14 protein-coding genes are annotated in these 11,516 nt (G+C 71.4%); 11 read left to right on the forward strand and 3 right to left on the reverse strand.

Going from position 1 to position 11,516, the window contains the following annotated elements; genetic code table 11:
• Positions 1-9: 9 nt before the first annotated feature.
• Positions 10-426: a CrcB family protein gene (locus tag R9X44_RS16645; protein ID WP_319815079.1), complete on the forward strand. Its 417-nt coding sequence runs from the start codon at positions 10-12 to the stop codon at positions 424-426.
• Positions 423-779, forward strand: coding sequence for a CrcB family protein (locus tag R9X44_RS16650; protein WP_319815080.1), 357 nt, complete (start codon positions 423-425; stop codon positions 777-779). Before R9X44_RS16645 ends, R9X44_RS16650 begins: the two co-directional genes overlap by 4 nt.
• A gap of 6 nt (positions 780-785) precedes the next feature.
• Here R9X44_RS16650 and R9X44_RS16655 read toward each other — a convergent pair whose 3' ends face one another.
• Positions 786-1,673 (reverse strand): hypothetical protein, encoded by an 888-nt coding sequence (locus tag R9X44_RS16655; protein ID WP_319815081.1) that lies wholly within the window; start codon positions 1,671-1,673, stop codon positions 786-788.
• A gap of 247 nt (positions 1,674-1,920) precedes the next feature.
• Here R9X44_RS16655 and R9X44_RS16660 point away from each other — a divergent pair, with 247 nt between their 5' ends.
• The gene (locus R9X44_RS16660; protein WP_319815082.1) at positions 1,921-3,282 is read left to right on the forward strand and encodes a HAMP domain-containing sensor histidine kinase; all 1,362 of its coding nucleotides are present in this window, start codon (positions 1,921-1,923) and stop codon (positions 3,280-3,282) included.
• Between the two features lie 152 nt (positions 3,283-3,434).
• On the opposite strand, the gene R9X44_RS16665 is transcribed toward R9X44_RS16660, so the two are convergent.
• Positions 3,435-4,040 (reverse strand): GntR family transcriptional regulator, encoded by a 606-nt coding sequence (locus tag R9X44_RS16665; RefSeq protein ID WP_319815083.1) that lies wholly within the window; start codon positions 4,038-4,040, stop codon positions 3,435-3,437.
• 123 nt (positions 4,041-4,163) lie between these two features.
• Here R9X44_RS16665 and R9X44_RS16670 point away from each other — a divergent pair, with 123 nt between their 5' ends.
• Genes R9X44_RS16670 through R9X44_RS16700 form a run of 7 tightly spaced genes read left to right on the forward strand, consistent with a single transcriptional unit; the run spans position 4,164 to position 9,932 of the window.
• A complete protein-coding gene (locus R9X44_RS16670; RefSeq protein ID WP_319815084.1) occupies positions 4,164-5,210 on the forward strand; it encodes an ABC transporter substrate-binding protein in 1,047 nt (348 codons plus the stop codon).
• Positions 5,207-6,109 (forward strand): ABC transporter substrate-binding protein, encoded by a 903-nt coding sequence (locus tag R9X44_RS16675; RefSeq protein ID WP_319815085.1) that lies wholly within the window; start codon positions 5,207-5,209, stop codon positions 6,107-6,109. The genes R9X44_RS16670 and R9X44_RS16675 overlap by 4 nt, the downstream gene beginning before the upstream one ends.
• Entirely contained in the window at positions 6,106-6,498 is a 393-nt protein-coding gene (locus R9X44_RS16680; protein WP_319815086.1) for a pyridoxamine 5'-phosphate oxidase family protein, read from the forward strand. Before R9X44_RS16675 ends, R9X44_RS16680 begins: the two co-directional genes overlap by 4 nt.
• Complete coding sequence (locus R9X44_RS16685) at positions 6,495-7,022, forward strand: phosphoribulokinase (RefSeq protein ID WP_319815087.1); 528 nt, start codon at positions 6,495-6,497, stop codon at positions 7,020-7,022. Before R9X44_RS16680 ends, R9X44_RS16685 begins: the two co-directional genes overlap by 4 nt.
• Positions 7,019-7,822, forward strand: a complete 804-nt coding sequence (locus R9X44_RS16690) for an ABC transporter permease (protein WP_319815088.1) — start codon at positions 7,019-7,021, stop codon at positions 7,820-7,822. The genes R9X44_RS16685 and R9X44_RS16690 overlap by 4 nt, the downstream gene beginning before the upstream one ends.
• Complete coding sequence (locus R9X44_RS16695; protein WP_319815089.1) at positions 7,819-8,571, forward strand: ABC transporter ATP-binding protein; 753 nt, start codon at positions 7,819-7,821, stop codon at positions 8,569-8,571. The genes R9X44_RS16690 and R9X44_RS16695 overlap by 4 nt, the downstream gene beginning before the upstream one ends.
• The gene (locus R9X44_RS16700; protein WP_319815090.1) at positions 8,568-9,932 is read left to right on the forward strand and encodes an LLM class flavin-dependent oxidoreductase; all 1,365 of its coding nucleotides are present in this window, start codon (positions 8,568-8,570) and stop codon (positions 9,930-9,932) included. Before R9X44_RS16695 ends, R9X44_RS16700 begins: the two co-directional genes overlap by 4 nt.
• On the opposite strand, the gene R9X44_RS16705 is transcribed toward R9X44_RS16700, so the two are convergent.
• Positions 9,871-10,536: a TetR/AcrR family transcriptional regulator gene (locus R9X44_RS16705; RefSeq protein ID WP_319815091.1), complete on the reverse strand. Its 666-nt coding sequence runs from the start codon at positions 10,534-10,536 to the stop codon at positions 9,871-9,873. The two genes, R9X44_RS16700 and R9X44_RS16705, sit on opposite strands and share 62 nt — an antisense overlap.
• An 89-nt stretch (positions 10,537-10,625) precedes the next feature.
• Here R9X44_RS16705 and R9X44_RS16710 point away from each other — a divergent pair, with 89 nt between their 5' ends.
• The gene (locus R9X44_RS16710; protein WP_319815092.1) at positions 10,626-11,456 is read left to right on the forward strand and encodes an SDR family NAD(P)-dependent oxidoreductase; all 831 of its coding nucleotides are present in this window, start codon (positions 10,626-10,628) and stop codon (positions 11,454-11,456) included.
• The last annotated feature ends 60 nt before the right edge of the window (positions 11,457-11,516 follow it).

Here is an 11,516-nt window from a genome sequence, read left to right on the forward strand (position 1 = left end):
CTCGGGCCCGTGACGGACGACGAAGACAAGTCTCCGCCCGCGCGCGCACGGGCGGAGTTCGCTCCTGCGGTCCTGGCGGTGGTCGCCCTCGGCGGATCCCTCGGCGCGGTCGCGCGCTGGGGCCTTGTGTCGCTCTTCCCGTCCGCCGCCTCCGCGTGGGCCGTGCTCGGCGTGAACGTCAGCGGAGCGCTCCTCATGGGCGTGCTCATGGCGGCCGTCACCGAAGTGCCCTCCCTTCCCCGGCTCACCAGGCCGTTCCTTGGCGTCGGCGTACTGGGCGGCTACACGACCTTCTCCACGTACACCGCAGATGTCCTCGCCCTCGACCGGTTCGCGGCCCTCGCCTGTCTGGTCCTCACTCCCGTGACGGCCTTGGCGGCCGTCGCCGTCGGCGTGCGCGGTGCCCGGGCGGTGCTGCGCCGATGACCGTCCTCCTCGTCGCCTTCGGCGGCGCGCTCGGCGCCCTCCTCCGCTACCTCGTGGACCGGGCCGTCCAGTACCGCTTCGGCTCCGACTTCCCCTGGGGAACCTTCACGGTGAACGTCACGGGCTCTGCGGTCCTCGGCCTGCTCATCGGGCTCGCCCCCGGCGACGGCGTCATGGCGTTCGCCGCGACCGGCCTGTGCGGCGCGTTCACGACCTACTCGACGCTGTCGTATGACGCCTACCGCCTCGCCGTCGAAGGCACGGCCGTGCGCTCGGCGTCGTACGTCGTCGGCACCACCGTCGCGGGCCTTCTCGCGGGCGTCATTGGGCTCCTTGCGGGCTCTGCCTTTTGACGGGTGTTACGGGATCGGCGGGAAGGCGAGGCCGCCGTCCACGACGGTCACGTCACGCGGATCGAGCTTCTCGACCTTCACACGCTCCCCGTAGGTCCCGCGAGGGGTGAGGGCGTAAGCGCGCTGGTAGCCCGAGGCGGGCCCGGTCACCTCGAAGCCGAGTGGATTCGCACCGTTCGGGCTCCAGACGCTCGCCAGGTCGAGCAGGGTCGTGCGTCCCCCCGACGACACGACGAGCTGCGCGAGGAACCTGCAGCGCCGCGCCGAAGTGAACAGCACCTCGAACCGCTCGACGTCGTAACGCCGCATCGTGAGTCCACGGAACCGGCCGCCGCCTTCGCCGAGCGCCACCGCGACGGGCTTCGCCGCGTCCACGTCCACCCCGAGGCTGACGACGTGCTCGCCGGTGCCCCCGCCGACCCGCGCGGTGAAGACCGTCCCCGCCGAGGCATCCCGGCAGCGCACGTGATTGACGCGCACGCCTTCCACCCGCACCGCCTCGTGCCGCGCCTGCACGGTGAACACGCTGGCCGCCGCGGGGCCCATGGCGACGTCCCTGAGCAGCCGCGCGCTGAGCGAATCCGGCGACAGGGCCGGGAGGCCCGCCAGATCGTCGTGGACGGCGTCGGCGGCGAACCACGGGGCTCCCCGCCAGAGTTTGCCGACGCCGGGCCCCAGCGCGGCGGGAGGGCCCTCCTCGGCGGGGCGTTCCCCGTCGGTCCCGTCGTCGCCGAGCGCCTGGAACGCGAGCCCGCCGACGACCGCGCAGGCCAGCGCCGCCCCCAGCGCGCGGCCCACGGGAGACCTGCCCCACGACCGGGCCCTGCGCGCCCACGGCGGCGTCTCGCGTTCCCGTCCGCCGCCTGGCAAGGGCTCCCTGCGCCAGTCGTCCACCCGCCACCTCCGGCCGCGTCGAGCGGAGTTTAGGCGCGGCGCGCACGGCCCGTCCACGGGTGAGGCTTGCCGGGATCTTGACCCGCCAGGGTCTTCGTGCCTACCCACCCGTGGCAATACCCCACAGCAGGGCAGATGCCACGACAGGTGCGCGATCGCTCACGAGGGGGAGGGAGCAGGTGCCGGGTAGCGCGGTCACCGGGCCGATCCCCGGGCCGCGGCGCTCCGGCCCCGGTGGGAAGGCGCGATGAACACCTGGTCGATGAACGCCTGGTCGATCCGGACGCGCCTCACCGTCATCGCGACCGCCGTCATGGCGGTCCTGTGCGTCGTCGCCTCCGCGCTGCTCACGCTGGTCAACCACGGGCAGGCGGTCACCTACCGGGTCGAGGAGGCGCAGGCCGTCGCGCTGAAGACCGTCCACCTGATCAAGCGCGCCGACCTGCCCAGGGTCATCCCGCCGAACGTGTCGGACGGCGGCGCGCTTCAGGTCATCGACGCCAAGGGGGTCGTCGCGGCGGGCACCGGGAACCTCGCGGCCAAACCGCGGCAGTCACCGCTGATCCCCCCGGACGACGACACCACCGGCACCGGCGTCACCTGCGACCTGCCCGACATTCCCGGCTGCAAGATCATCGTGGTGTTCCGGGTCTACGAGCCCGACGGCGACTGGTACGTCTACTCCTTCGACGACGTCGTCCCCTGGTACATCAGCGACGGGTTCCTCGGCCAGCTCGTCGCCGGGTCGCTGCTGCTGCTCGCGTTCACCGCGATCGGCACCGCGCTCGTCGTCGGCAGGGCGCTGCGGCCCGTCGAGCACATCCGCCGCGCCGCCAAGGAGATCGGCGCGTCCGTCGCGGGAGGCCGCTCCTTCGGCAGCCGCATCCTGCTGCCCGCCCACCACGACGAGCTGCGCGCGCTCGCCGTCACGGCGAACGAGATGATCGACAGGCTCGAGGCGTCCCTGGTCCGCGAACGCGAGTTCACCTCCAACACCTCCCACGACCTGCGCACGCCGGTGACGGCCATGCGCGCCGAGCTCGACGGCGCCCTGCTGCACCCCGGCGACACCGACTGGCCCGCCACGGCCGAGCGGCTCAACGAGAGCGTCGACCGTCTCCAGGCCATCATCGAGGACCTGCTCGTCCTGAGCCGCCTCGACTCCGGAGCGGTCGGCGAAAAGGAACGCCTTGACCTTTCCCGGCTCGTACGCGACGAGGTCGCGCGGCGCAAGGACGACGACAGGATCGAGGTGGAGGCGGACGCCGTCTACGTCGAGGGCTCGCGCCTCCACCTTGCACGGCTGTTCACGAACCTTCTCGACAACGCGGTACGCCACGCCGCCGAGCGCGTCGTCATCCGGGTATACGCCGAGCCCCCTTGCGCGGTCCTCGAAGTGGAGAACGACGGGGACACCATCCCCCCGGCGATGCGCGAGGCGGTCTTCGAGCGCTTCACCCGGCTCGACGCCTCACGCACCAAGGACACCGGCGGCAGCGGCCTCGGCCTCGCCATCGTCCGCGAGATCGCCCACGCCCACCAGGGCAGCGCCTCGGTAGCCGACATCCCCACCGGCACCTGCATGGAAATCCGCCTCCCCCTCGCATGACCGGACGCGCCCAGGTCCCTTCGAGCGCGCGGTTCGGCCGAGCGCGCGGGCTCAGGCGCGCGGTTCGGTCGGGGTGCGCGGTTCAGCCGAGGACGCGGTTCGGTCGAACTCGCGGTTCGGTCGGGTACGCCGCTCGGTCGGCGTGCGCGGGGTCAGTCGAGGACGCGGGCGAAGGTCTCCAGGCGCAGGTCGCGGGAGCGGGTGAGGTGGCGGTCGGCGGCGGCGCGCGCGGCGGAAGGGTCGCGGTCCGCTATCGCCTCCAGAAGGGCGGCGTGCTCGTCGCGGGTGAGGGCGAGGTCCTCAGGGGTCTCGTGCGGGGTGCGGTCGTAGATGCGCAGCTGTGCGGTGAGCCGGGTGAGCAGGGCCTCTATCGTCGCGTTGTGCGCGGCCTGCCACAGGGCGCGGTGCCACCGGGAGTTGGCTTCGCGGGCCGTCTCCGGGTCGGAAGCCTCCTCGTGGAGGTGGCGCAGCCGCACGAGGTCGAGGTCAGTGCGGCGTTCCGCGGCCGAAGCGGCGGCCTGGCCTTCCAGCGCGATGCGCGCCTCGTAGATCTCCAGGACGTCTTCCGGCGTGCCCGCGCGTACTTCGTAGCCGCGTGTCGCGCGCTTGAGCAGGCCGTCTTGCGCGAGCCGAGTCAGCGCCTCGCGTACGGGCGTCCGGGAGACGCCGTACTGGGCGGCCAAGACGGTCTCCAGTAGCGGGCTGCCTGAGGGGAACCGCCCGGCGAGGACGTCGTCGCGCAGCCTGTCGTAGATCACGCGTGGACTCTAGCGTATACACGCGCATACCGAAGAATTCGACTTTTCCTACTTGTTCGCCATAGTATTCCGCCCGGCATCGCCAACGAAGTGGCGTATGCCCTGGTGGAAGGATGGATCGGAATGAGACGAACCGCGCGCGCCGCCGCCCTTGCGGCGACTGTCCTGCTGGCGGTCTCCGCCTGCGGCGGCTCAGATGACAAGGCCGAGGGGGAGGGTTCGGCCAAGGCCAAGAGCGAGGTGACCGTCGCGCTCAGCTGGTCGCCCAACACCGACTACACCGGCCTGTACGTCGCCGACAAGCTCGGCTACCTCGCCGACGAGGGCATCAGCCTCAAGATCATCCCGTACGCGTCGACCGCGCCGGAGACCCTCGTCGAGCAGGGCACCGCCGACTTCGGCTTCTCCTACCAGGCCGGCGTCGCCTACGCCCAGGCCGCGGGCCACGACGTCGTCGCGGCCTTCGCGCCCAACCAGAAGGGCACCTACGCGATCGCCGTCCGCGCCGACCGTGCCGACATCGCCTCGCCCAAGGACCTCGACGGCAAGACCTACGCGGGCTTCGGCACCCCCGACGAGGGCCCCGAGCTGAAGCACATCATCAAGTACGACGGCGGCAAGGGCGACTTCAAGAACGTCAGCCTGAGCACCGCGGCGTACGAGGCCGTCTACAACGGCCGCGCCGACTTCACCATCTCGGTGAAGACCTGGGAGGTCGTCCAGGCCGAACTCGTCGGCAAGCCCGTCAAGACCTTCGAGCTGACCGACTACGGCTTCCCCGACCAGTACTCCAACCTCCTGGCCACGAGCCGCAAGTACCTCGACGCCAACGCCGACGAGGCGCGCGGCTTCCTCGCCGCCGTCCAGAAGGGCTACGCCTACGCGGCCGACAAGCCCAAGGAGGCCGCCGACATCCTTGTCGAGGCCGAGAAGGCCGCGTTCCCCGACCCCGAACTGGTCGTGAAGAGCCAGCAGGCCCTCGCCGACGGCAACTACCTGCGTGACGCCGACGGCAACGTCGGCTACCAGAGTGCCGAGTTCTGGAGCGCCTACGGCGACTTCCTGTACGACAACGGCCTTCTGCACGACGCGGACGGCAAGGCCCTCAAGTCCAAGCCCGACTGGTCGACGTACTACACCAACGACTACCTGCCCAAGGCCGCACCGTGACGCGGCACGTAAGGGTCGTCCTCGAATACCTGCACCCCTGGACGAACTCAGGCGGCCTGTTCGTCGCCGCCGCCCAGGGCTGGTTCGCCGAAGCGGGCCTCGACGTCGAGCTTTCCTCGGCGGACCCGTCACGCGGTGACTCCCTCGCCTACCTCGCGCGCGGCGAGGCGGCCTTCGCGGTCTTCCCCGTCAACCGGCTGTTCGTCCGGCGTGCGCACGGCGAACCCCTCACCGGCCTCGCCGCCATCAACCACCGCGCGATGGAGACGATCCGCACCTACCCGGGCTCGGGGATCGAGCGCCCCCGCGACCTCGAAGGCCGCAGCGTCGCCTACAACCCGACCCCGCGCGGCACCGCGATGGTCAGGCACCTCGTCGCCGCCGACGGGGGCGACCCCGACGCCGTCCGCGTCGTGGACAGCGGCCTGCGCGAACTGAGCGTCGCCGACCTCGCCGCCGGGGCCGCCGACGCCAGCTTCGGCAACTACTGGGCCTGGGACGTGCTGTTCGGCGACCCCGGTGTCTACTGGCCGGTCGACACCATCGGCGGGCCGAGCTTCCACAGCTACGTGCTCGGCGCGGCCGACGCCACCCTCGACCGCGACCCCGAGCTCGTCCGCGCGTTCCTCGCCGCCGCCGGGCGCGGTTACCTGGCGGCCGTGGAACGGCCTGAGCTGGCCCTTGAGGCGTTCGAGAGGTACATCCCGTTCTTCCCGCGCGAGATTCTGGAACGGTCCCTCACGTTGATCTCGGGGACGTGGACGCACGACGGCGTCTGGGGCGTCCAGCGCGAGGAGTTGCACGCGCCCTACGCCGCGTGGCTCGCCGCGAACGGCGTCCTGCCCGACGCCGGCGTCTGGCGCGCCGCCACCACCAACGCCTACCTGGAGGCGGCATGACCGTCCTGCCCGACGCCGCGCGCGCCCTGATCGACGCGCCCGAGTTCGCCGTCCTGGCGACCGGGACGCGCCACCAGTGCGTCATGTGGGTGGGCCGCGACGGCGACGAGCTGTTCATGGTCACCAAGGACTTCCGCCGCCAGGCCCGCGACGTCGCGGCCGACCCGCGCGTCAGCGTCGTGCTGTACGCGCGGGACAGGCCGCAGCACTACGCGCGGATCGAGGGCGTCGCAAGGGTGGAGACCGAGGGGGCGGTCGCCCTCATGGACAGGCTCGCGCTCGCGTACACCGGCCGGCCCCACGTCGTCGCCGACCCCGCGCAGGAGGCGTCGCGCGTGGTGCTCCGCATCACGCCCGAGAAGGTCGCCGTTTACGGGAGCCCCCGATGACCGACCTCGCCGCCCTCCTGCGCGCGGCCCCTCCGACGGCCGGACGCACCCGTGTCCTCGCCGTCGACGGGAGGTCGGGCTCGGGCAAGTCCACGCTCGCCGTACAGGCCGCCGCCTTGCTCGCCGCCCCCGTCGTCAGCCTTGAGGACCTGTACGGAGGCTGGGACGGGCTCGAAGCCGGGGTCGACAGGCTCGTCGCCGACGTGCTCGTCCCCCTCGCCGAAGGCCGACCCGCGTATGTGCCCCGCTATGACTGGCACAAGGAGACGTGGGAAGAGCCGGTCGTCCTGGACCCGCCGGAACACCTCGTCATCGAGGGCGTGGGAGCGGGCTGTGAGCGGGCCGCCGAGTACGTCGGCGTACTGGTCTGGATCGAGGTGCCCGAGCACGTCCGCAAGGAACGCGCGCTGACGCGTGACGGAGACACCTACGTGCCCTACTGGGACCTGTGGGCCGCGCAGGAGGAAGCGATGCTCGCCCGCGAACGCACCCCCGAGCGCGCCGACGTGGTGGTGCGGCAATGAGCGCGCCCAAGACCGCCCTCGGCTCACGGCTGCGCGTGGGCCGCTGGCTTCCGTCCCTTGCCCTGGTCGCCCTTCTCGTCGCGGCCTGGCAGCTCTACTCCGCGTCCGGCGCGCTCGGCGACGACGTGCTGCCGAGCCCGTCACGGGTGCTCGGGCAGGGCTGGGAGCACCGGCAGGCGCTGCTGGACAACGCGCTGCCGACGCTGCGCGCCACGCTCGCGGGCTTCGCGCTGTCGCTGACCGTCGGGTTCGCGCTGTCGGTCCTCATCGACCTCTCCGGCGTCCTCAGGCGCGCGCTGATGCCCGTCCTCATCGTCAGCCAGACGCTGCCGCTCATCGCGATCGCGCCGCTCGTCGTGCTGTGGTTCGGCTTCGACCTGCTGCCCAAGGTGCTGCTCGTCGCGTTCGTGACGTTCTTCCCGATCACCGTCGGGCTCGTCGAGGGCTACAACGCGACGGACAAGGACAGCACCGCGCTCCTGCGCAGCATGGGCGCGGGCCGGTGGCGGATCTTCCGTACGCTGCGCGTCCCGACCGCCCTGCCGTTCTTCTTCGCCGGGCTGCGCATCGCCATCACCTACGCGGTCGTCGGCGCGATCTTCGCCGAGTACGCGGGCGCCACCGAAGGACTCGGCATCTACATGCAGAACGCCAAGAACTCCTTCCGCACCGACCTCGTCCTCGCCGCCGTCGGCGTGAGCGCGGTCCTCACCCTCGCGCTCTTCGCGCTGACGTACGCGGTCGAAAGAGTCGCCCTTCCCTGGAGGCGGCCACAGTCGCGCAAGGAGGACAGGACATGACGGGCAAGCTGGAGATCCGCGGCCTGAACCGCTCCTTCGACGGAGTACCCGTCCTGAAGGACCTCTCGCTCGACGTGGCCGAAGGCGAGTTCGTCTCCATCCTCGGCCCCAGCGGCAGCGGCAAGTCCACGACCTTCTCGGTCCTGACGGGCGCGCTGTCCCCGACGTCAGGGGAAGTGCTCGTAGACGGGGCCCCGCTCTCGGAGCGTCCGGGGAGGTTCGCCTACATGCCGCAGAAGGACGCCCTCCTTCCGTGGCGCAAGGTGCTGGACAACCTGACGCTCGGCCTTGAGGTCGCCGGTATGCGCCGCAAGGAGGCCCGCAAGAAGGTCGAACCCCTGCTCGACGTCTTCGGCCTCACCGGATACGACAGCGTCTACCCCGCCCAGCTCTCGGGCGGCATGAGGCAGCGCGCCGCCCTGCTGCGCACGGTCGTCCAGGACCGCGAGGTGCTCCTGCTCGACGAGCCCTTCGGCGCGCTCGACGCCCTCACCAGGGCGCGCATGCAGCAGTGGATCGAGCGGGTGTGGGAGGAGTACCGCTGGACGGTCCTGCTCATCACCCACGACGTCCGGGAGGCGGTCTTCCTGTCCGACCGCGTCTACGTGTTCTCGCCCCGCCCCGCGACCGTCGTCAGCTGCGTCGAGGTCGACCTGCCCCGGCCGCGCACGGTCGCGGCATACGCCGATCCGGCTTTCACCAGGATCGAGTCCGAACTCCTGCGCACCCTTCTCGAGGAGGAAAGATGAGCAAGCGCATCCGTCTGAACGGGCTGCGTCAGTCGACCGTGGGCCACACCGCCGTCGGCCTGTGGCGGCACCCCGACAGTCGCGCCCACGAGTACCGCGAGCTGTCCCACTGGACTGAGGTCGCCCGCACCCTGGAGCGCGGAACCTTCGACACCCTGTTCATCGCCGACGCGCTCGGCCCCCTCGACACCTACCAGGGCAGGGTGGACGCGGCGCTGCGCGACGGCGTCCAGACCCCGACGGACGACCCCCTGCTCCCGATCAGCGCCATGGCGGCCGTCACCGAGCATCTCGGCTTCGCCGTCACCGTCTCCACGACCTACGAGCAGCCGTACAGCTTCGCCCGCAAGATGACCACCCTCGACCACCTCACCAAGGGCCGCGTCGGGTGGAACATCGTGACGTCCGCGTTGGAGAGCGCCGCCCGCAACCTCGGCCTCGACCGGCAGATACCGCACGACCAGCGGTACGCGCAGGCGGATGAGTTCATGGAGGTCGTGTACAAGCTCTGGGAGGGGAGCTGGCGTGACGACGCCGTCGTACGGTCCGTCGAGGACGGCGTGTTCGTGGACCCGTCACGGGTGCGTCCGGTCGCGCACGAGGGCGAGTACTACAAGGTGCGCGACATAGCGCTCTCGGAGCCTTCGGCGCAGCGTACGCCCGTCTTGTTCCAGGCCGGTACCTCACGTGCGGGCAGCGCGTTCGCCGGACGTCACGCGGAGGGCGTCTTCCTGTCCACGTACGAGACGGCCGGGGCACGTCGCCTGGTGACGCAGGTGAAGGACGCGGCGCGCGCGGCCGGGCGTGACCCGGAATCCCTGAAGTTCTTCCCCATCACCACCGTCGTCGTCGCCGAGACCGACGAGCAGGCGCGCGCCAAGTACGCCGACTACGCCTCCTACGCAAGCTGGGAGGGCAGCCTCGCGCGCTGGAGCGCCCTCATGCAGATCGACCTGTCCACGCTCGACCCCGACGAGCCCCTCGAATACGTCGACACCGACGGCATCCGGGGCATGGTCGAACTCTTCACCACCCTCGACCCCACCCGGAAGTGGACGCCCAGGGCCATCGGCGAATTCGTCGGCGTGGGCGGCGGCGGTCCCGTCCTCGTCGGCTCGCCCGCGACCGTCGCCGACGAGCTCGAACGCTGGATGGACGAAGCCGACGTTGACGGCTTCAACGTCGCCGACCCCGTGCCGCCGACCGGTCACCGCGACTTCGTCGACCTCGTCGTCCCCGAGCTGCGCCGTCGTTCCCTCGTCTGGTCCGCCTACGAGGGGGCCACCCTGCGCGAGCGCTTCACCGGCTCGCCTCGCCTCGGCGAGGACCACCCCGGGAGCCGCCACCGCTGGACCCCTTGACCGCCGGCGCGGCGGCGAGCGCCGCGCTCAGCCGCGCGACGAGCGGCCTGAGCTGCTCGTAGGTGGCGTCGGAGAGCGCGGGCGAGCCGACGACCGAGCGCAGCACGCCCATGCCGATCAGGAGCGCGCCGAGGAGCTCGGCCCGCAGCGCCGCGTCCGGGCCGTCCAGACGGCCGCTGAGGGCGTTGAGGTAGCCGTCGCACAGTTGGTGCCTGAGCAGGTCGCGGACGTCGCTGTGGCCCGCTGAGCGCAGCATGGCGACGAGCGGGTGCTCGCCGTCGAACCCCGGCCAGTCGCCGAAGACGACCTCGCGGAGCAGCGCGTCGGCGAGGTGGGGGACCGGCGCGTTGACGTCGGCGGCGAGCCCGCTCGGAATCTCAACGTGTACGGCCTCGGCGTACAGCGCGCGCTTGGAGCCGAAGTAGCGGGGGATCAGAGCCGGGTCCACGCCGACGTCGGCCGCGATCTCGCGCAGCCCCGTCCCCTCGTATCCCTGCCTGCCGAAACGGCGTCGGGCGGCGTCGAGCAGCGCGGCCCGGGTGGCGGCCCGGTCGCGCCGGCGTCCCGGGTGCCGCGCGGTCTTCGTGACGGGTTGTGCGGCCATGGAGTCAGCGTAAGTCAACGAATGTTGACTTGTCTTCCCGGGGCTTCCTAGCCTCCAAGTCAACGAACGATGACTTGTGGGGAGCGCGGATGCGGACCTATGTGATCACCGGCGGCACCGACGGCATGGGCAGGGGACTCGCCCTGCGGTTCCTCGAGCGCGGCGACCGCGTCATCGCCGTCGCGAGCGGCAAGGCCAAGGGCGAGGCGCTGCTCGCCGAGGCGGGGCGCAGGGGAGCGGGCGGGCGCGCCGAGTTCGTCCGGGCCGACCTCTCGACGGTCGCGGGCATGCGTGACGCCGTCGCGAAGGTGGCGTCGTCTGCCGACGCGGTAGACGGCCTCGTCTTCGGCGCGCAGAGGTACGCGTCCCAACGGGTCGAGACCGAGGACGGCCTGGAGTTCACCTTCGCGCTCGCCTACCTGAGCCGTTACGTCCTCGGCCACGGCCTTCTGCCCCACCTGGAGAAGGCGGAGGCCCCCGTCGTGATGAACCTCGCGGGACCGGGCGGGCTTCCGGGGACCGTCCACTGGGACGACCTCCAGCTGACGTCCGGTTACCGGGGAAGGCGCGCCGCCATGCAGTCCTCCCGGCTCAACGACCTTCTGGGCGTCGCCTTCCCGCTCCGCCACCCCGCCGCGCGCACCCGCTATGTGATGTACAACCCGGGCTTCGTACGCACCGGCATGGCCGACCCGCTCCCGATCGCCTTCAGGCTCTTCACCAAAGCCGCCGCGCTGGTGGCCGCGCAACCGGTGTCCCGCGCGATCGTCCCCATAGCGGCACTCGTGGACGCGCCCCCTGCGGAACCCCTCTCTGCCTTCATGCGGAGCAGGCGTCTACCGCTCGAAGGTGCGGACTTCGATCCCGAACGCGCCCTGCGTCTCGACTCCTTGACCGCGCGCCTCCTCGACGCCCTCTGACCCGAGAGAAGTCCACCAAGGCACCGGGAGAAGACGGTTATTCGCCGCTTTTCCGGCGCG

Source organism: Actinocorallia sp. A-T 12471, from assembly GCF_033875155.1.
Classification (GTDB): domain Bacteria; phylum Actinomycetota; class Actinomycetes; order Streptosporangiales; family Streptosporangiaceae; genus Actinocorallia.

Bases quoted from the DNA above. Each gene is read 5' to 3' on its own strand.
- R9X44_RS16695 (WP_319815089.1), top strand. From the start codon at position 7,819: ATGACGGGCAAGCTGGAGATCCGCGGCCTGAACCGCTCCTTCGACGGA.
- R9X44_RS16705 (WP_319815091.1), bottom strand. From the start codon at position 10,536: ATGGCCGCACAACCCGTCACGAAGACCGCGCGGCACCCGGGACGCCGG.
- R9X44_RS16690 (WP_319815088.1), top strand. From the start codon at position 7,019: ATGAGCGCGCCCAAGACCGCCCTCGGCTCACGGCTGCGCGTGGGCCGC.
- R9X44_RS16685 (WP_319815087.1), top strand. From the start codon at position 6,495: ATGACCGACCTCGCCGCCCTCCTGCGCGCGGCCCCTCCGACGGCCGGA.
- R9X44_RS16680 (WP_319815086.1), top strand. From the start codon at position 6,106: ATGACCGTCCTGCCCGACGCCGCGCGCGCCCTGATCGACGCGCCCGAG.
- R9X44_RS16650 (WP_319815080.1), top strand. From the start codon at position 423: ATGACCGTCCTCCTCGTCGCCTTCGGCGGCGCGCTCGGCGCCCTCCTC.
- R9X44_RS16660 (WP_319815082.1), top strand. From the start codon at position 1,921: ATGAACACCTGGTCGATGAACGCCTGGTCGATCCGGACGCGCCTCACC.
- R9X44_RS16710 (WP_319815092.1), top strand. From the start codon at position 10,626: ATGCGGACCTATGTGATCACCGGCGGCACCGACGGCATGGGCAGGGGA.
- R9X44_RS16670 (WP_319815084.1), top strand. From the start codon at position 4,164: ATGAGACGAACCGCGCGCGCCGCCGCCCTTGCGGCGACTGTCCTGCTG.
- R9X44_RS16700 (WP_319815090.1), top strand. From the start codon at position 8,568: ATGAGCAAGCGCATCCGTCTGAACGGGCTGCGTCAGTCGACCGTGGGC.